18 protein-coding genes and 2 pseudogenes are annotated in these 18144 nt (G+C 62.0%); all 20 read left to right on the top strand.

Annotated features, from left to right (window positions below):
* Window positions 1–186: 186 nt before the first annotated feature.
* The 20 genes and pseudogenes from BMY38_RS17000 to BMY38_RS16905 all read left to right on the top strand — a co-directional run bounded on the left by BMY38_RS17000 (window position 187) and on the right by BMY38_RS16905 (window position 18076).
* Window positions 187–657, top strand: a complete 471-nt coding sequence (locus tag BMY38_RS17000) for a hypothetical protein (protein ID WP_175495934.1) — start codon at window positions 187–189, stop codon at window positions 655–657.
* Between the two features lie 40 nt (window positions 658–697).
* A pseudogene (locus tag BMY38_RS16995) lies at window positions 698–1339 on the top strand (ArdC family protein); the annotation flags it as partial.
* Window positions 1340–1549: 210 nt separating this feature from the next.
* On the top strand, window positions 1550–2767 hold the full coding sequence (locus BMY38_RS16990) for a tyrosine-type recombinase/integrase (RefSeq protein WP_217638829.1): 1218 nt from the start codon (window positions 1550–1552) through the stop codon (window positions 2765–2767).
* The gene (locus BMY38_RS16985; protein WP_092765115.1) at window positions 2764–3708 is read left to right on the top strand and encodes a tyrosine-type recombinase/integrase; all 945 of its coding nucleotides are present in this window, start codon (window positions 2764–2766) and stop codon (window positions 3706–3708) included. Before BMY38_RS16990 ends, BMY38_RS16985 begins: the two co-directional genes overlap by 4 nt.
* Window positions 3705–4703, top strand: a complete 999-nt coding sequence (locus BMY38_RS16980) for a tyrosine-type recombinase/integrase (RefSeq protein ID WP_092765113.1) — start codon at window positions 3705–3707, stop codon at window positions 4701–4703. The genes BMY38_RS16985 and BMY38_RS16980 overlap by 4 nt, the downstream gene beginning before the upstream one ends.
* Window positions 4704–4813: 110 nt before the next feature.
* A pseudogene (locus BMY38_RS16975) lies at window positions 4814–5116 on the top strand (zincin-like metallopeptidase domain-containing protein); the annotation flags it as partial.
* Between the two features lie 23 nt (window positions 5117–5139).
* Complete coding sequence (locus BMY38_RS16970; RefSeq protein ID WP_092765111.1) at window positions 5140–5349, top strand: DUF6330 family protein; 210 nt, start codon at window positions 5140–5142, stop codon at window positions 5347–5349.
* An 84-nt stretch (window positions 5350–5433) separates the two neighbouring features.
* Window positions 5434–5823 (top strand): DUF3768 domain-containing protein, encoded by a 390-nt coding sequence (locus tag BMY38_RS16965; RefSeq protein ID WP_092765109.1) that lies wholly within the window; start codon window positions 5434–5436, stop codon window positions 5821–5823.
* Window positions 5824–5981: 158 nt separating this feature from the next.
* Window positions 5982–7964 carry a ParB/RepB/Spo0J family partition protein gene (locus BMY38_RS16960; protein ID WP_092765107.1) on the top strand — a complete coding sequence of 661 codons (1983 nt, stop codon included), beginning with the start codon at window positions 5982–5984 and terminating at the stop codon, window positions 7962–7964.
* Between the two features lie 72 nt (window positions 7965–8036).
* Entirely contained in the window at window positions 8037–8630 is a 594-nt protein-coding gene (locus BMY38_RS16955; protein WP_092765105.1) for a regulator, read from the top strand.
* Between the two features lie 103 nt (window positions 8631–8733).
* Complete coding sequence (locus BMY38_RS16950; protein WP_092765101.1) at window positions 8734–9390, top strand: DUF6927 domain-containing protein; 657 nt, start codon at window positions 8734–8736, stop codon at window positions 9388–9390.
* Window positions 9391–9494: 104 nt separating this feature from the next.
* Window positions 9495–9794 (top strand): type II toxin-antitoxin system RelB/DinJ family antitoxin, encoded by a 300-nt coding sequence (locus BMY38_RS16945; RefSeq protein WP_044353023.1) that lies wholly within the window; start codon window positions 9495–9497, stop codon window positions 9792–9794.
* Entirely contained in the window at window positions 9781–10056 is a 276-nt protein-coding gene (locus BMY38_RS16940) for a type II toxin-antitoxin system RelE/ParE family toxin (protein ID WP_071974127.1), read from the top strand. Before BMY38_RS16945 ends, BMY38_RS16940 begins: the two co-directional genes overlap by 14 nt.
* A gap of 106 nt (window positions 10057–10162) precedes the next feature.
* On the top strand, window positions 10163–14425 hold the full coding sequence (locus BMY38_RS16935; RefSeq protein WP_092765099.1) for a bifunctional class I SAM-dependent methyltransferase/DEAD/DEAH box helicase: 4263 nt from the start codon (window positions 10163–10165) through the stop codon (window positions 14423–14425).
* A gap of 122 nt (window positions 14426–14547) precedes the next feature.
* Window positions 14548–14934, top strand: coding sequence for a DUF6878 family protein (locus BMY38_RS16930; protein ID WP_092765097.1), 387 nt, complete (start codon window positions 14548–14550; stop codon window positions 14932–14934).
* A 1-nt stretch (window position 14935) separates the two neighbouring features.
* Window positions 14936–15397 (top strand): DUF6915 family protein, encoded by a 462-nt coding sequence (locus BMY38_RS16925; protein ID WP_092765095.1) that lies wholly within the window; start codon window positions 14936–14938, stop codon window positions 15395–15397.
* Window positions 15398–15497: 100 nt separating this feature from the next.
* Complete coding sequence (locus BMY38_RS16920; RefSeq protein WP_092765093.1) at window positions 15498–15800, top strand: hypothetical protein; 303 nt, start codon at window positions 15498–15500, stop codon at window positions 15798–15800.
* A gap of 124 nt (window positions 15801–15924) precedes the next feature.
* On the top strand, window positions 15925–16653 hold the full coding sequence (locus tag BMY38_RS16915) for a DUF736 family protein (protein ID WP_092765091.1): 729 nt from the start codon (window positions 15925–15927) through the stop codon (window positions 16651–16653).
* Window positions 16654–16809: 156 nt separating this feature from the next.
* Window positions 16810–17346 (top strand): hypothetical protein, encoded by a 537-nt coding sequence (locus tag BMY38_RS16910; RefSeq protein WP_245737668.1) that lies wholly within the window; start codon window positions 16810–16812, stop codon window positions 17344–17346.
* Window positions 17347–17422: 76 nt separating this feature from the next.
* Window positions 17423–18076 (top strand): rhomboid family intramembrane serine protease, encoded by a 654-nt coding sequence (locus tag BMY38_RS16905; RefSeq protein ID WP_425431638.1) that lies wholly within the window; start codon window positions 17423–17425, stop codon window positions 18074–18076.
* Window positions 18077–18144: the final 68 nt, after the last annotated feature.

Here is an 18144-nt window from a genome sequence, read left to right as displayed (position 1 = left end):
TTCGACAAAAACGCAGGCATGGCGCGGTGTGGTGAGGATCCGCTGAAATTGGCCAGGACAGGGTCAATGCCCGAAAAAAGTGAAAGTGTCCTTCGGGTTTTGTGACTGACGGATGAGGGCCTTTGGGGTCCCTCAGATGGGTCCGGGCCGGATTCTGGTCTGCCGTTCCTGATGAAGGACATTCCCATGCAAATCGGTGTCTTGCGCGTGTTGCGCGCGACCGCTGCCTCGTGGTGGCGACACAAGGAACTACGCCGAACCGGCCAGACGGGGCAAGCACAGCAGCTCAAGCGCGAGACCATCCTGCGTGATCTCGGCTATCTGAAGCAGGCGGCGTCATTACCAAACGCGCACGTGATCTGCGGAGAGGGCGGGACATTCATCCATCTTGGTTGGACCACCGTGTCGACCTTCGCGCCGATCGAGCGCTTTCCCTTGGCCGCACTGGCGGTCGCACGAGGGACGCCCTTCATCGATATCCGACCCGTCACCGATGTCATCGCCATCGCGAACCTGCCGCGGGTGGCGCGGGACGGATCGGTCGACCCTGAACCTTGGGGTCCCGGCAGGTCCGTGTCGCTGCTCACCTACATCGACATGGTCGAAGGGCTCGGCGCGAGGATCCTCAACGATCCGCGGTCCCATCAGACAGCCTGATCACCACTTACTCTCACCAAAACTCGAAAGGACGCCAACCATGGCCCGATCCCGCACGCCCAAATTCGATGCCTCAGAGGTCATCACAAACGAAATCATCCGCATCATCGAGCGCGGCGTCCTGCCGTGGCGCAAGCCATGGACCGCAGGTGGCAGCTGTCGCCCCCTGCGCGTGGGCGGGGAACCCTACCAGGGAGTGAACAACTTCCTGCTGACGATGCGGACCGTGATGGCGGGCCACAGCTCTCCCTTCTGGATGACGCTGCCGCAGGCCAATGCGTTGGACGCAAAGGTCCGCAAGGGCGAAAAGTCCTCTGTCGTCGTTTATTACGGTCAAAGCCGGAGAGACGCCGGCGATGAGCATGATCACAGCGACGGGGATGATCACTCCGAGGAAGCCCGTATCTTCCGCTTCCAGAAATCCTACCGTGTGTTCAATGCCTGCCAGATCGAGGGCTTGCCCGACAGCTTCTACCCTGACCCGGAGCCCGTGCCCGAGCATCCGCAGTCCGAGCCCATCCCGCACATGCAGGCGTTTTTCGATGCAATCGACATCACAACCGTCTTCACGGGCACGGAGGCGTATTATTTGCCCCCCGTGGACAAGGTTTACATGCCATCCATCACGCGGTTCCAGGACCCGCGCAATTTCTACGGGGTCTGGGCCCATGAGCTGGCCCATAATGCCGCGCTCCGGTTTATGCCGCGCTTGTTCAGGCGAAGTCTTGTTTCCTGCGGTTTTTGTCGTTTTCCGGCTGCATAAGACTGTAGTTCAGAACCGCCATGTGAGCGTGGCGAACTGCGCAATTGGGGTCGGCGATCTGCCATAGGTGCAACCTTCAACCAAAAGAAGGAAACACTCATGGAAAACGATACGCACCCAGATCAAACGATGAGGCGGAAACTGAAAGCTGGCAGCCATGCCGATCGCTTTGCCCTACAGATCGAGGCGGAGGGATACGGCCTCCGTTCCATCGCCAATTACAGAACCACAGCCGAGGCGCTTTGGGCGGCGATGCTGGAGGCAGACGTCTGTCCCACTGAGCTGACCGATGATCGTGTGGACCATCTGGCGACGTCGATCATCAGTGCGGCTTCTGCGAGAGACCAAAAGCACTGTCGGTACCGCATCAATCGGTTCAGGGATTATCTCATTGAAAACGCGGGCGCACCGCCGCGCTCAGAACCGCCGCTCGACATGTCACCGAGGGCCTGCCTGAAACGGGAATACGAAACCTATCTTCGCAGTCAGCGCGGCTTGTCTGAGGACACAATTTATCACTGCCTACGGTTTTATGACCGGTTCCTGACCGCGAAGTTCGGCACCGGTTTGGGTGATCTGAATACGATCAAACCCGGCGACATCACTGGGTTCATCCTTCGACTGCGGGAGGCCCAAAACGCGCCACGCGACAAAACCGGCCCGTCTCACCTTCGTAATCTGTTCCAGTTCCTGTTCTGGAGCGGCAAGACGGAGCGAAACCTGAGCAACGCCGTGCCAAAGGCGCGGCAGCCGAAACCTACAGGCATTCCGAGGTATCTGGAGCCGGAACAGGTCAACCGGCTCATTGAGGTGGTACGCGGCCACAAGAAAACGGGCCGACGCAACTATGCAATGCTGATGCTGATCGCCCGGCTGGGCCTTCGGCCCCCAGAGGTGACGGCGATAGAACTGGACGATATCGACTGGCGTGCTGGTGAAATCCTGATCCGCGGCAAGAGGCAGTTGCACGACCGGATGCCGATGTCGGCGGAGGTTGGTGAGGCGATTGTCGATTACATTAAGAATGAGCGCCGGGGCCCGGACCGCGCGCTGTTCGTGTCGGTGAAACCGCCGTTCAAGAGGTTCAAGGACGCGCAGATCCTTCGCTGGATTTTGCGGGATGCCTATGACGCGACCGGCATTAGTCCGCCGCAAGCCTATATCGGCACGCACATTCTGCGGCACAGCCTAGCCACCGACATGCTGCGAAAAGGTGCGTCGCTGGCCGAGATCGGGGATGTGCTGCGACACCGATCTGCGATGACCACGACAATCTATGCGCAACATGATGTCGATGCTTTGCGCTCGATCTCGCGTCCCTGGCCGACGGCGGAGAAAATACAATGAAGACGCTTTCTCAACGACTTGACGAGTACCTGGTTCTTCGGCGTTCGATGGGTTTTGATCTATCCTTCGATGAACGGGTCCTCCGCAAGTTCGTCAGCTTTGCCGACGACAACGGGTTCCAAATCATCTCGACGCCCTTGTTCCTTAATTGGAAGGCAAACTACGGCAGCGCGGACAACAACACTTGGTCTCATCGCCTTGGTATGGTGCGCAGGTTTGCCTTCTGGCTTGCGGAGCACGATGATCAGACCGAAATCCCGTCCAGCCAGCTTGTCACAGGCCGATACCGACGACGGGTGCCGTATATTTACGCGCCCAGGCAGATCGCGGAACTTGTCGCCGAGGCCGGTCGGCTGCCGTCACCCTATGGCCTCCGAGCCGCTTTGTGGCAGACCCTGTTCGGCTTGATCGCGGTGACGGGCATGCGGGTGAACGAAGCTTTGTCTCTCGATCAACAGGATGTCGATCTTGACCGTGCCGTGCTAACGCTCAGAAACACGAAGAATGGTAAAGATCGGCAGCTGCCCGTCAACGGTGACACCGCCCATCGGCTCGCCCACTATGCCGAGTTGCGGGATCGGCTGGTCGCGCACCAGTCGTCGGCGTTCTTCATCAAAGAAGATGGCGAACCGGCGGGAGATTGCGGGGCACGCTACAACTTCGCGCTGGCCAGCAGAAACACCGGCCTACGATCCCCGCAATCCTTCAACCGACACGGCAATGGGCCACGCATCCATGATTTGCGGCACACATTTGCCGTCCACACCATCCTGGACTGGTTCCGCGATGGCCGGGACATCGAGGCCGAAATGTACAAGCTCAGCACCTATCTCGGCCATTCCGAGCCAAAGCACACATTCTGGTATATCGAGGCCGTGCCCGAGCTGATGCAGTTGGCCGCGGCGCGGGCCGAACGACGGGTACTGGAGGGCGCATCATGATCGCGACCTATCCATTGCCCATCTACGTGCAACGGTTCTTCACCGAGCGGCTGTTGACCCAGATGCAGGCCAGCCCAAACACGATCGCCAGCTATCGCGACACCTTCCGGCTCTTGCTGAAATACGCGACAGCAGAGACCAGGTTGCCGCCGACTGAGCTGCATGTAGCCTACATCGATGCCGACATCATCGGGCGGTTCTTGACCTTTTGCGAGGAGGAACGCGGCAACAGCGCGCGAAGCCGGAACACGCGGCTAGCAGCGATCCGTTCGTTCTTCAAATATGTCGCGGGCTGTGAACCCCAGTTGCTGCATCATTGCCAGAAGGTGCTGGCGATGCCGTCCAAACGGCACGAAAAACGCGTCGTGGACTTCCTGACTCGTGATGAGATGGAGGCCTTACTGAATGCACCTGACCAGTCGACCTGGTTTGGGCGGCGTGATCGGGTGTTGCTCCTCACAATGCTACAGACGGGTTTGCGCGTATCAGAGGTGATCGGCCTGCGCGTTGGCGATGTCGAGCTCGGCACCGGAGCGCACCTCAGATGCATGGGCAAAGGTCGAAAGGAACGCGCAACGCCGCTTCGCGCAGACAGTCGGGATGCATTGAAGGCATGGCTTGCGCAGTGCCGGACTGAGCCCAGCGATCCCCTGTTCGCAACCATCCGTGGCAGGCCGCTCAGCAGAGATGCGGTTGAGCGAATTGTTCGGAAACATGCGGCAACCGCCGCCTCGACCAGCTCGACGTTCAGACTGAAGCGCGTCACACCCCATGTCTTGCGCCACACCGCTGCAATGCAGCTTCTACAGAGCGGTGTGGACCGAACGATTATCGCCCTTTGGCTGGGCCATGAATCGATTGAGACGACACAGGTCTACATCCACGCCGATATCGAACTGAAAGAAAGGGCGATGGCTCTGACAAAGCCGGTTGACCAGACGGGTGGACGATATCGACCGGGTGACGAACTCCTGGCATTCCTCGAAGCGCTCTGAATTATGCCGATATGCTGCGCCGATCTGACCGCAACGCAACAGGTTGTAAGGGTCGGCGCGGCATAATCCGAAGCGCGGCATTATGCGTCTTATGCCGACATCGGCATAAGGCCCATGCCACGAAAGCTCCCCATCGACTGAACCGCGATTTCGGGTTCTCGAAGTTTGGCAACACGTCCTATGCGCGCGAGGAGATCGTCGCGGAATTGACCTCGGTGTTCCTGGGTCAGACGCTCGGCTTCACGGCGCATACGCTCGAGATGAATGCCGCCTACCTCCACAACTGGTTGCGCGTTCTTCGGTCGGACAAGGGTGCGATCTTCAAGCACGCCGCGGACGCGCAGCGCGCCTGTGACTATCTGATCGCACAATCTGAGGCGGGTAAGGCAGGGCACAGTGCAGAGGCCGCCTGACCACACGGAGAACGGAGACTCCCATGTCACGTAAGGAACCCAAGACGCTGCGGGTGGCCTGCTTCAGCGACGGCTGCCGCAAGATCATCACCTTCAAACGCGGAGCTTATTGGTGGAGCCCGTCCGATGGCGCTTATCCCCTCTCGGCAGCGCTCGAGAGCATCATCGCACAGGGCGGCTGGATCGAAACCATCCCCAACCCGAATTACAGAGCCAGAGGGCTGTTCGGGTAGGGCTTCTGCTTTGGTCCTTCCGCCAAGCGGAAAAGTGAAAGCGGGCTTTGGGAAGGGTGTTTCAACTTCTCAAAGGAGATCCACATGTCCATGACCGTCCAAACCCAGCCAGACCGTCCAGATCCGACCGTGATCGCGACACAGAACGACGCGTTTCGCAAACTTGCATGCCTTGGAGTGCCGCCCGCCCATCCCATCCAGGGCCGGATGCATGTCACCCGCTCGCTTATGGAGGCCGGTGATGGCTTCATGGCCGAGGCGGTCAAGGCAACCGGTGCGTTCGATACATTCGAGCCTGAGAATGATCCGGAAGGTTGGCACGATTTTGGCGCGGTCGAAATCCGGGGCGAGACCGTGTTCTGGAAAATCGATCTCTATGAGGCAGATTCGGATTTCCGCTACGGGGCTGAGACCCCGGACAATCCCGCCACCACCGTCCGCGTGCTGACCATCATGTTGGCGCGTGACTGGTAGGCGAGGGGACACCTCCCAAGGCTTATACGTCAAGCAATGAAGGCCCACTGCCCCCTCAAAGGGAGAGTGGGCCTTTTGTCGTGGTGATCCCTGAAGCCGGGGATTGGTCACGCGCGTGAGCGCGCGGGCCACACCTCACCCACCTGGAAGGATATCCCATGACCACAAGCTTTGCCCCTCTCACCGTCGCTATCGGCGATCTGGTCCCGCATCCCGCCAATGTGCGCAGCAACTCTCCGGAAACCTATGATCCCGAGAACATCGCGCATCTGAAGGCGAGCATCGCTGTGCTGGGCCTGCTCCAGCCGCTTCTCGTCCAGAAGCTTGACGGCAAATATGCAGTGCTGGCCGGTGGCCGACGCCATGCCGCGCTGAAGGAGCTGATCGCCGACAAGACCAGCAAGGGGTTCACTGCGAAAACCAAGGTGGACTGCCGCCTTGTCCCTGACGACTGCGACGTCACCACGGCGTTGTCGCTCGCCGAGAACATCACCCAGGCACCGATGAACGCAATCGACGAGTTCGAGGCTTTCGCCCGGATGATGGAGGTCGACGGCCAGACGCCCGAGACGATCGCAAAGACCTTCGGCACCACGGTGGCGGCCGTGAAAGGCCGGTTGCGCTATGGCCTGATCCACCCCGACATCCGCGCCGCGGCTCGGGGCAAGGTGATCACGCTCGACACGATGAAGGCCTTCGCCGAGCACCCGAGCCAGGAGGCGCAGCGCGAGGTCTTCGAGGCGCTCACGAAAGACGGCGGCTATCTGCAGGCCTATACCGTCCGTCAGGCCCTCAAATCCCGCGGCGTGCAGGTCAGCGACGATATCGGGGCTTTCGTGCGCGAAGACTACGAGGCCCGCGGCGGCGCCGTCGCAGCCGATCTGCTGGATAAGCATTCCGTGCTTGAGGATGCGGCTCTGGTTGAGACCATCCTGCTCGAGAAGCTCGGTGCAGCCGCCGAGGACGCCCGTATGAGGCTGGGCTTTGCCTGGGCCGATGCGATGGTGCGCTATGACTACGCGACCATGGCCGACTATGGCCGCGTCTATCCCGGACCGATCGAGCCGGATGAGCCTGCTCAGAAGCGCATCGATGAGATCACCGCCGAGCTTGAGAAATTGCAGCTCGAGATGGAGGATGAGGGGCTCGAGGACGGTGCCTACAATGCCCTGTACGAGCGCGTGGACGCCTTGGAAGAGGAAGCGCGCGATCTGCAGGAAGCCTACAGCGCCGAGGACCTCGCGCGGTCTGGGGTGATCGCGTCGTGGCAGGGTGGGCAGATCACGCTCCATGTTGGTCTCGTCCGCCCCGAGGACACCGTCAAAGAGGAGGGCGCGCGCGGCTCCTCGGCCAATCCGACCGGGGAGGAGGCCCCGGACCCGGGCGAAATCACTTATCCATCTTCACTGGCTGAGGACCTCAAGACCGAGCGAGCCATGGCGCTTGGGGCCGCGATGGCGCTGCATCCGGAGGCCACGCTTGATGTGACGCTCTTCAAGCTGGTCAGTGATGTTCTGGCCAGCGGCATGAGTGTCACGCAGGCGATCAAGATCGAGGCCCGCAAGGAATATCGCAGCCACGCCAAGATGGACGAGATCGACGAGACCTCGCTCGAGCAGGTGGCGGCGGCGCATGATGTACTTGACCTCTCCTGGCTCGATGACACCCGCGCGCCCGCCGATCAGTTCGCGGCGTTTCGCGCGCTCAAAGCAGGGGAGAAGGCCAAGCTCGTCGCTTATGCGACAGCCAGCACCACGCAGTCCTGTTTTGCCCGGGACCGGCAGCGCGACAGCCTGATGCATGCGTTTGAGATCGAGATCATGCCCGACATCCGCGCCCACTGGACGCCGAACGCGGCGCTCTTCAACCGCTTCAAGAAGGCCTGGCTCCTCAAGATCCTCGGCGAAGATTTGGGTCTCGCCCAGGAGGCGGTGACGCTGGCCTCGTCGAGCAAGAAGGAGATCGTCGCCTTCTGCGACAAGCTCTTTGCCGAACCCTTCGCCACACTCACGGACGCGCAGCGCGCTGCCGTGGCCGCCTGGTGCCCGCCGATGATGCAGACCGCCGGTGTCGCCTTTGATGAGGCGGAGCCCGCTGCGGAAACCCCGGAGCCTGACAGCGAGGTCGCGCAAGCGGCCTGAGCCATCATGCGACCCGCGCGAGGCATTCCCCGCGCGGGTCGACCCTCCCACACCCAACGGAAAGACATCCCCATGGCTATTCTCAAGTTCTCTGCCTCCGCTGTTGCGGCGCAAATCGCACATGCGCGCGCCTGCAAAACCTTCCTGCCCAACTGGAACGGGCCCGTGGACAGGCCGGCCCTGATCCTCATCGTGGGCAACGGGGTGCATCTGCGCTCGAACGGCATCGATGGCACGACCACCCGCATCGTCACCACCGAGCAGGCCGATCCCTCCTTCGCCTTCGCCGATGGCATGAACCCGTTCCGGGATACCGACTGGATGGCGCAGCGCCGCATGGCGTTTCGCGATCTGACCGGCCAGTTCTACACCGACATCCTGGATGACGTGCAGGTGCTCATCGACCGGGGGCGGGGGGCCATCCGGCTGGCCACCGATGGCCACAGCATCCGCGTCTTCGTGCGCCGGGCCTCGGACTATCTCATCGGCGGGACCTACGAGGTGCCCTCGGGCCTCGGCGGCACCTTCCGGGTCATCCTCAAGGATGCCTGCGACACCTTCGCGATCGTGCAGAACTGCGGCAATTGCGAGGATTTCGACGCCATGCAGCCCTACCGCGTGCCGCTCGATGCGCTGATGGAACTCGATGACCGGAGGGCGGCGTAACCCGCCCTTTCTCAAACAAGCATCGCCAATACCCTGCCGGGCCTGCGGCCCTCTCGGGACATTGGCGACAACAATTTTCCCAAACGAGAGAAAGGACTCTGAAATGGGTTGGCTTTTCTACACCGACGGCCGCGTCCAGAACTACGCGGATGAGAAAGCGGAAATCGCCCGGCTCTGCACTTTCGAGGGCGACCCGCGCAAAACCGAACTGGTCAAGGCCTGCAAGGTCGGCTCAACCTGGTATGCGGCGGCAAAGGTCACCAATCTCGACGGCACCCCTGTCGAGGACGCGGCCTATGTGACCGATGCGGATGGCTCAATAACTTTCGGGGCTGTCTTCCTCACCCGATACGATGACGGCTGCTGGGGCTACAAGGACATGGAGGAAAGCGCTGGCCCGAACGAATCTCGTGCTCCCCTTGGGCTGATCGAGCTTCTCTCCGACCTGAAAGACCCGGACAGCTACGCGCAGGACTGGCGTCAGCGCTGCCGGAATTGGGCTGCAATCCCGGACTACGAGGAAGGCGACAAGATCAGGCTCGCCACGCCCGTGACGCTCACCGATGGCAGCACCTGCCAGATCGTCACCGCGACCCACTACAGGCGGGGTCGGCAAAAACGCCGCTGTTACCGCATCGAGGAAACCGGTGGGCTCGTACGCCTCTCGAAGGCCACGCTTGCGGGTTCGGAGCTGCTCAGTTCCGCGAAGGGTGCGGCCAGTCCTGTGCTGGCGGAGTTCCTGGCGGGGCAGGGTGGTTGAGTTTCTCGCTGAGACAACACCACGGAACCACGCGCGCACATAATACCGACTTGAAATCGTATCTCAAATGAGATACATCACTCCCATCAACTGGAGGACCATTCATGCCTGCCCAAACATCCATGCTTCATGTTCGTGTTGACGATCAGCTGAAAGCACAGGCTTCGGACGCACTTGCGGGCGTCGGTCTGACGCTCTCCGACGCGGTGCGTATTCTTTTGACCCGCGTGGCCGCAGAAGGCGGATTGCCTGCCGGATTGACCGCTGATCCGGATGCCTATGATGCCTGGTTCCGGGCGAAAGTACAGGAAGCGCTGGACGATCCAAGGCCCACAACGCCCCATGCCAAGGCGATGCAAGACGCCCAGGCATTGATTGACGGGAAGCGCCTTGCCAAATCTTGAATGGAAAGCCACGGCCATCGCCGACTTGTTGGCAATCATTGACTACATCTCTGACGACAACCCGGATGCCGCCCAAGTTCTCAAAGACGAGATTGAACACAAGACGTCCCTCCTTCCAGAACGCCCTCAGATGTACCGCGCGGGCCGTGTGGACGGGACTAGGGAGATGGTTGTTCGGCCAAACTACATCGTGGTTTATGCTGAAAGCCCTGAGATGGTGACCATTTTGCGCGTACTTCATGCTGCGCAGCAGTGGCCATGATCGGCGTGCAGGCCCTCCGCTAAGAAATTGCCCGCTCTACGCCTTCAAAGTGTAGAGCGGGCTTTTTGTCCTTTGGAACTCAGACCCTGATCCAAAGGAAACCCCCATGTCCAAGCCCAAACCGGCAAATCCGGCTCTCTCAATCTCCGACACTGACCTCGCCTCTGCCCTAGTGCAGATCGGTGCGGAGGTCGACCACCAACCCCTGCGCAGTTCAGCGCTGGCGCGCATCATGCGCGAGACGTTTCGTGGCAGCGATGCCGGGGGCGCCTGGGACTGGCGCATAGCCTATGACCTGATGCAGGCCGCGGCTGTCCAAGTGTTGCTGCGTGGGAACGGCGTGCCAGATGACATCGCCGCTGCAAAGCTGCTTGCCTCGCGGCTGCTGACGGAAACGCGCCGGTCAGAGCAGCAGATCCGGCTGCAGCAGTTTTCCACGCCGTTGCCTTTCGCGGCAATGGTCGTGCGGGCGGCAGCCGTTCGCAAGGGCGAGACTTTGCTGGAGCCCTCGGCTGGCACCGGTGCCCTGGCTACTTTCGCCGCCCGGGCCGGTGCCACGCTTTTGCTCAACGAGATCGACCCCTTTCGCCAGCGCCTCCTGCGCGCGGTTTTCGGCGGCGAGGTGACGGGCCATGACGGCGAGCATATCGACGATCTGCTGCAGTCGCCGGTTCTACCCGACGTCGTGGTGATGAACCCGCCCTTCGCCTCCTCGGTCGACCGCTCCCGGGACAAACACATCGCCGCCAAACATCTCATCGCGGCTGCAAAGCGTCTGGCACCCGGCGGGCGGCTTGTGGCGATCATGCCGCCGGGATTCACGCCCGAACGCGATGCCGCGCATTGGTCCCGCGCCTGCGGTCTCCTGACGCCGCGCTTGGCGTTGACGATGCCGGGGCAGGTCTACCGCAAGCTCGGCACCTCTGTCGAAACCCAGCTGATGGTCTTCGACAAGGTGCAGGAGGACGGCGAGATGATCCGCGTCCCTGTGCGGGATCTGGATGAAGCCCTTCCTTTTGTCGACGCAGTGGCCGCAACCCGGCCCGAGATGCGCCCCGCCCAACGGGCTGAAGCGACCCCTCATGCTCGGCCGACCGTTCCATCATCTGCCCCGCGCAAGACCGCGGCTGCGCCTGTCGCCGCCTCCAAACCACGGGCCAATGCCGTCCGCCCGCTCAGCTTCACAAGCTTCGATGTCCCGCGCGACAACACGCCCATCTCGGACATCTATGCGCGCTACCGTCCGCAGCGGATCGAGATCGCGGGTGCGCAGGAACATCCCACGCCGCTCGTTGAAAGCATCGCCATGGCCTCGGTTGCCCCGCCTATGCCCTCAAACACGGGCAGTGATGACTTGCGGCTGCCCGCACGGCTGATCGAGGAGGGAGATCTCTCCGAGGCGCAGCTGGAAACCATCATCATGGCGCATGATGCCCATGGGCGCGACCTGCCAGGGCGGTTTACCATCGATGACGACCAGACCAAGCTGACGCGCGCCGATGATGACCCGGATGCACGTGCCTATCGCCTTGGCTATTTCCTCGGCGACGGCACCGGTTGCGGCAAGGGGCGCGAATGCGCGGGGCTCATTCTTGTGAACTGGCTTGCCGGGCGCAGGAAGGCGATCTGGGTCTCCAAATCCGCCACGCTCATCGAGGACGCGATCCGCGACTGGACTGATCTCGGCGGCTCGCCTGCCGATATCCAGCCGCTTTCCAAATGGAAACCCGACCAGCCCATCCCGATGGGCGACGGGATCCTTTTCGTGACCTACGCCACGCTGCGGTCCGCGGGCAAATGCGGCACCACACGGCTGAGCCAGATCCTCGACTGGATGGGCGAAGACTTTGAAGGCGTACTGGCCTTTGATGAGGCCCATGCCATGCAGAACGCGGCCGGGTCCGAGCAGGGCAGGGGAGTCAAACCCTCCCAGCAGGGCCTTGCTGGCCTACGGCTGCAACTGGCAGCACCCCGCGCTCGCGTCTTCTACATCTCGGCCACGGGTGCCACGAGCGTGCACAACCTGGCCTATGCCGCGCGGCTGGGGCTCTGGGGGCAGGGCCCCGAATACCCCTTCCCGAGCCGCGAGAGCTTTGTGTCGGCGATGGAAGCCGGCGGCGTTGCTGCCATGGAGGTGGTCGCGCGTGATCTTAAGACGCTCGGCCTCTACACGGCGCGTGCCCTCAGCTTTGATGGCGTGGAGTATGACGTGCTCGAACACGCGCTCACACCGGCCCAGATCGAGATCTACGACGCCTATGCGGGAGCCTTTCGCACGATCCACCACAATCTCGAAGCCGCGCTGACGGCGACCGGCGTCAACGACGCCTCGGGCGAGACCAATGCGTCGGCCGCACGCGCCTCGGCCAAGTCCCGCTTCGAGAGCACGAAACAGCGCTTTTTCAACCATCTCCTGATGGGCATGAAGGCTCCAAGCATTATCCGCGCCATCGAGGACGATCTGGCGGCGGGCAAGGCTTGCGTCATCCAGGTGGTCTCGACGGGCGAGAGTCTGCTGAAACGCCGGCTTGAGACGATGGACCAGGAGGACGAGCTGGTCGAGGGCGCGCTAACGCCGCGCGACTACGTCCTGGGATACCTCGAACAGGCCTTCCCGATTCATGCGCAAAAGCTGGTCGAGATCGACGGCAATATGGTGGTGGAACCTTTACGGGATGAGACCGGGGCGCTCATTGTCTCGCGCGAGGCGCTCGCCCTGCGCGATGCGGCCATGATGGAGTTGATGACGCTCGCCCCGATCCCCTCGGCGCTCGATCAGATCCTCTGGGCCTTTGGCGACGAGGCCGTGGCAGAAGTGACAGGGCGATCTATCCGGCCGCTCAAGGCCTCGGATGGCCATCTCTTCATCGAGAAGCGCAGCGCCAGCAGCAATTCGTCCGAGACCCAAGCCTTCATGGACGGCGAAAAGGATATCCTGATCTTCTCCGACGCGGGCGGTACGGGCCGGTCCTATCACGCGGCGCAAACGGCGAAGAACCAGAAACGGCGGCGGCACTACCTGCTGGAGCCCGGCTGGCGCGCCGATGCGGCCATCCAGGGGCTCGGCCGCACGCATCGCTCTGCCCAGGTCAGCGCGCCGTTCTTCCGGGTCTGCACCTCTGATGTGCATGGCGAGAAACGCTTCACGTCGACTATAGCCAAACGCCTCGACCAGCTGGGGGCCCTGACCAAGGGTCAGCGCGAGACCGGCTCGCAGGGCATGTTCCGGGAGGAGGACAATCTGGAAAGCCCGATCGCACGGGCCGCGCTGCGCGGGTATTTCGCCGATCTTGCCGCCGGGCGCGCTGAGGCGATGAGCTACGAGAGCTTCACCGACTGGACAGCCCTGCGGCTGATCGACAAGGACGGGGTGCTCCTTGAGGAGCTTCCCCCGATCCAGCGGTTTCTCAACCGGGTGCTTGCCCTTCCCATCCACATGCAGAACGCACTCTTTGCCGAGTTCATGCGCCGGATTGCCGATCAGACGGAACGGGCGCGCGCGGCGGGCACGCTCGATCTCGGCGTGGAAACCCTGCGTGGCGAAAAGATCGAGCAGGTCTCCACAGAGGATCTCTGGACCTGCCCGAAATCCGGCGCCGTGACGCGGATCATCGGGCTGGAGGTGACCGACCCGGTCCACGTCCTTGGGGCCGAAGAGGCCATGTCGCGCAATTTCGATAAGCTGCCGATGGTCAATCGCGCCTCCGGTCGCGCGGCGCTCATCTCGGCGCGGCCCATGCAGATGTATGACGAGGACATCGTCACGCTGATGCGCAAGGCGGTGAGGCCAAACGGGTCCAGCTACCTCGAGGAGACGCGGTTCGAGTCCTCGGCCTGGGAAGACATCGACAGGCCCGAGTTTGCACGGCTTTGGGATGCCGAGGCCGCATCCCTGCCAAAAACCACCACGACCAAGCTCTACCTGCTGACCGGGCTGCTGCTGCCGATCTGGAAGGACATTCCGACCACCAATGAGCGCATCTACAGGGTCACACCGGACGGGGCGACCGCCATGATCGGGCGCACGCTGAGCGAAGAAGGTGCGGCCGCGCTGCGCGCACGCTTCCTCGTCTCCAATCCGCAAACACCGCAGGAGATGCTGACCGCCGCCCTCGGCACCACCGCGCCAGTCGATCTGGGCCGGGGTCTGACCCTGACCCGTCGCCGGGTCGCAGGCGAGATGCGTTTCGAGCTGGGCGGTGCGGATCGGGGCATGATTGAAGGTCTCAAGGCCATGGGGTGTTTCACGGAGATCATCGCCTTCCAGTTGCGGGTGTTCCTGCCGCATGGGGACGGGATCGACACGGGAAGCATTCTGGCCCGGATCGTGGGGCAGGAAGCCGCCATGACGTCAGAACAAGCCGCCTGAAAAGTCAAAGCGGGCTTCCAGTCGGGCGTCGCGGATCTGGAATTGACCGGTCTGCGCTTTCGGGGCGCGCGCTGACCAATGCCACACCCGGCCCCCCCAAATTCAGATAAGAGGACAGACCCATGACCAACCCCCAGATCGACTATGCCGCACTGGCGGCTCAGTGGCGCGCAGAGCGCGAAACCACCTTGAAGGCATCCCGAGCGGAGCTGATCGCGCAATTGCGCGCGCTTGGCATCAGCGAGGTCACTGCCGAATACGAAGGTTATGGCGACTCCGGCAATGTTGAGGATGTGACGGTGCAGCCTGCGGAGGTCCAACTGCCGGAACGGCTTGCCACCGCCGTGGGCGATTTCGCCTGGTCGCTCGCCTATCACCATCACCCGGGGTTCGAGAACAACGAAGGCGGCTACGGCACGCTGACCTGGGACTTGCGCAACGACAGCATCAGCCTCGATCACGCGGACCGCTATGTCGAATGCGCGCACAGCTATGTCGAGGGACTTTGAGATGGCCCATCCGCTTCATCATGCTGAAAGCTCTGCCCGGAAATTCGGCGGGGTGCCGTCTGACTATCAGGCTGTGCACGATTGGTTCGATGCCTCGAAAGAGCACCTGGCGCTCTTTACGCACCGAGCCATGCGCCACCACGCTCAAGGCCTGTTCGAGGCGGAACGGGTTTTCGGCCTGACCCTGACCAATAGCGCGGGTCGGGACATCCCCGTACGCTGGATCGGCGAGCAGCATGTCCGTGAAGACTGCCAGGGCCGCATCCCGAGCATGGCGGACTGGCTGCGACGGATCCAGCCCGAGCCATGGATGGCCAATGGCCATATCGACCGGCATGTCGGCTCCGAGCCCTACGGCGATCCAAGGGTTGCCTGGGCCTCCGAGGTCGCCGCCGGAAGAACGGTTCTTGGCCTGAAGGATTGGATGGCGGCGCGCGCGACGCAAGCCACGCAAAGCGCCTGACAGCTCTCGGCCGTTTGCCAAACGAATGCTGCATGGGAGCCCGGTTGGAAGATCGGGCTTCTTGCGTCGTTTCCCCACCATTCTTCGTAAGGAGGTTCGCATGACACTCGATGAAATCAAAGCCGCGGTCGATGCCGGGCAGACCGTGCATTGGGCCAATACCGGCTACGTTGTACACAAGGACCGGCTCGGTCAGTACCTCATCACCTATGTGCCGAATGGTAGCTGCATCGGTCTGACCGACCGGGGCGGGCACCGGTTGAACGGAAAAGAGGCGGAGTTCTTCATCGCGCGATTGGAGGACGGCGCGGAAAATCCGGGCAGCCAATCAAGACCAGTCGGGCAGGGGAGGGGCGTAGCACCCGGAGGCGCGGGGGCATTCCCACTCGGACGGCAGCTTTGACCCGTGGGCGGGGCTGAAAGGAAAGCAGGCTTTCTGATTTGTGATCCCTCAAGGGGTCGAGAAAGCAATCCCGGATGCGTTGGCAAAAACGTCAGGCACCGGCCAATCCAAAAGGAACCATCCCATGTTCGCAGGAACCCTCACCCGCAATGTCGAGACCGCAGCCGCTCAGTACACCGGCATGATCCACTCGACGCGCTTTGACATCGCCATCCAGTTGGAGGCGCGGGCCAAGATGTCTGAACGCAGCCCGGATTTTGACGTGACGGCAGTCAACAAATCAGGCCGCAAGGTGCGTATCGGCACGGCCTGGAACGAGACCGGCAATACCAGCGGCAACCCCTACATCTCGATGCAGATCGATGTCGGCCTCGGCCCGTTCCGGGTCAACGCGGTGCAGACGAAAGAGGCGCGCGCGACCCAAAGCGGCGAATTCGAGATCATCCCGCTGGTCTCGAACGGCCTGATGAAGTCCGGCTCGATCTCGGGCGAGTTGACCGCCATGGACGCTGACAACGCCTTCACCGGCTACATCGCCAACATGATGTTCGATCTGGAGTTCATGCTGATCGAGAACAGCTACAAATCCGAGGAGACCCACCCGGATTACCGCGTCGAGGTCAGCTCGCCCCGGGGCACACCGATCCGCGTCGGATCGGCGTGGATGGCCAAAAGCAGCCGCACGGGCAATGACTACTTGTCGCTGCTGATCAACACGCCCGATGGCGATCTGCGCGTCAACGCCGTGCAGAACGAAAAACAGCGCGGCGGGCAGACCTTCTCGATCATCCCGTTCATCGACAGCGGTGAGCAACCGCAGGACGCAGGCGCGGGGCTGTCGCTGGTTGCCTAATCGGCGCGCGAGGGGGAGACGATCTGAACCGAAAGGGGAGCCGTGGGACCACGGTTCCCCTTTTTCCATGTCCGTTTGCGTGAAGGACGCCACCCGCTTGCGATCTGGTGTAAATGCGATACAATAATATATTATCGAAACATAGAGGGCGGGCGCGTGGCGGCTAGATCAGGGACGGTTCCATGGTTTGACAACTTTGATGTTGAGGCACAGGTTGCAGATCTCCTCGCCAATATCGAGCGCTGCACCGGATTTGCGCTACCCGCCCGGCAGCGTGAAGTCATCTTGACCCATGCAAGGGCAAAGCTCGACAGGACAAGGCAGGCATATCTGGAGGCCAAGGCGGCCGGAAAGCCGGTGTCCACATCGCGGCATGCGTATCTGGCCGACCTGCAGGACACGATCTTCATGGCGATCCCGGAAGAGAACCTCGCGCGGATGCCGCTGAGCGAGCAGGTTCTCAACGACCCGTCATTTTACGCTGACGCCATGCACCGCGCCGCTGCGATCAGCGAGGATGAGCTTTTCATGGTGCTGTTCTCTTCGCTGAAAGACATGACAGTCCAAGACGCCCGGGCCTTCGTCTCGAAGCTTTGGCACGGCACGATCGATGACAATGCCCGTAAATACGCCGAAGCCTTGAAGCGCCCCGAGCGTGAACCGCAGCCCTTTCGTCCGGGGAACACCGTGTAAGATCGGAGCCATTCTCTTGGCTTGAGCCGTACCGAGGTTGGCCGCCTCAAACCCCCTTTCCCAAAGGTGGCACCCTGTGCAGCGCGCGAAAGCCGTTGAAGGTGCTGTGGTGATGTCTACTGTCGCCAACATGATGAACCGGGATCACATGCGCGCCTTCTTCCGGCGCGCAGCTGCGCTTGTCGCCTTTGTCGCACTGCTCTGGGCGGTTCACCTCCTCAATTGGATCATCGGTTACGGCTTGAACCCGGCCTTCGGCCTGATCCCCCGGCACGTCAGCGGATTAGATGGTGTCATCACCATGCCCCTCCTGCATGGAAGCTTCGCGCACCTTATGGCCAACACGCCGCCGCTCCTGGTGATGGGTGGACTGCTTGTGGCAACAACCACGCGGGCCTTGCTGCCGGTGAACGCCGTGGTGATCGGCCTCGGCGGCGGTCTTGTCTGGCTGTTCGGAAGTTCGGCTATCCATATCGGTGCGTCAGGGTTGGTCTTCGGCTGGTTTGGCTTCCTCGTCGCGTGCGGCTTCGTGGATCGCTCATTGATCACGCTGGGCGCGGCACTGGTGGTCGGTGTCCTCTACGGCTCTATTCTCTGGGGCGTTCTTCCGGGTCAGCCTGACGTCTCGTGGGAGGCTCATCTGTTCGGCGCTTTGGCCGGCGCGGCCGCTGCATTTCTTGTCCGAACGCATGTCCATGCGCCGCGTCTGGCCGACGTCGATCTGGACTGAAGCGGGCCACTCGACCCACAGTAGCCAGTTGTTCTTGGCGCGGCGCATGCCCGCTCCTAGTTTGTTGC

Source organism: Jannaschia helgolandensis (assembly GCF_900109285.1).
Lineage (GTDB): Bacteria > Pseudomonadota > Alphaproteobacteria > Rhodobacterales > Rhodobacteraceae > Jannaschia > Jannaschia helgolandensis.
This window is presented reverse-complemented; position numbering and strand designations above follow the sequence as displayed.

Bases quoted from the DNA above. Each gene is read 5' to 3' on its own strand.
- BMY38_RS16930 (WP_092765097.1), top strand. From the start codon at position 14,548: ATGACCAACCCCCAGATCGACTATGCCGCACTGGCGGCTCAGTGGCGC.
- BMY38_RS16945 (WP_044353023.1), top strand. From the start codon at position 9,495: ATGCCTGCCCAAACATCCATGCTTCATGTTCGTGTTGACGATCAGCTG.
- BMY38_RS16970 (WP_092765111.1), top strand. From the start codon at position 5,140: ATGTCACGTAAGGAACCCAAGACGCTGCGGGTGGCCTGCTTCAGCGAC.
- BMY38_RS16915 (WP_092765091.1), top strand. From the start codon at position 15,925: ATGTTCGCAGGAACCCTCACCCGCAATGTCGAGACCGCAGCCGCTCAG.
- BMY38_RS16935 (WP_092765099.1), top strand. From the start codon at position 10,163: ATGTCCAAGCCCAAACCGGCAAATCCGGCTCTCTCAATCTCCGACACT.
- BMY38_RS17000 (WP_175495934.1), top strand. From the start codon at position 187: ATGCAAATCGGTGTCTTGCGCGTGTTGCGCGCGACCGCTGCCTCGTGG.
- BMY38_RS16985 (WP_092765115.1), top strand. From the start codon at position 2,764: ATGAAGACGCTTTCTCAACGACTTGACGAGTACCTGGTTCTTCGGCGT.
- BMY38_RS16965 (WP_092765109.1), top strand. From the start codon at position 5,434: ATGTCCATGACCGTCCAAACCCAGCCAGACCGTCCAGATCCGACCGTG.
- BMY38_RS16920 (WP_092765093.1), top strand. From the start codon at position 15,498: ATGACACTCGATGAAATCAAAGCCGCGGTCGATGCCGGGCAGACCGTG.
- BMY38_RS16960 (WP_092765107.1), top strand. From the start codon at position 5,982: ATGACCACAAGCTTTGCCCCTCTCACCGTCGCTATCGGCGATCTGGTC.
- BMY38_RS16925 (WP_092765095.1), top strand. From the start codon at position 14,936: ATGGCCCATCCGCTTCATCATGCTGAAAGCTCTGCCCGGAAATTCGGC.
- BMY38_RS16955 (WP_092765105.1), top strand. From the start codon at position 8,037: ATGGCTATTCTCAAGTTCTCTGCCTCCGCTGTTGCGGCGCAAATCGCA.
- BMY38_RS16950 (WP_092765101.1), top strand. From the start codon at position 8,734: ATGGGTTGGCTTTTCTACACCGACGGCCGCGTCCAGAACTACGCGGAT.
- BMY38_RS16980 (WP_092765113.1), top strand. From the start codon at position 3,705: ATGATCGCGACCTATCCATTGCCCATCTACGTGCAACGGTTCTTCACC.
- BMY38_RS16990 (WP_217638829.1), top strand. From the start codon at position 1,550: ATGAGGCGGAAACTGAAAGCTGGCAGCCATGCCGATCGCTTTGCCCTA.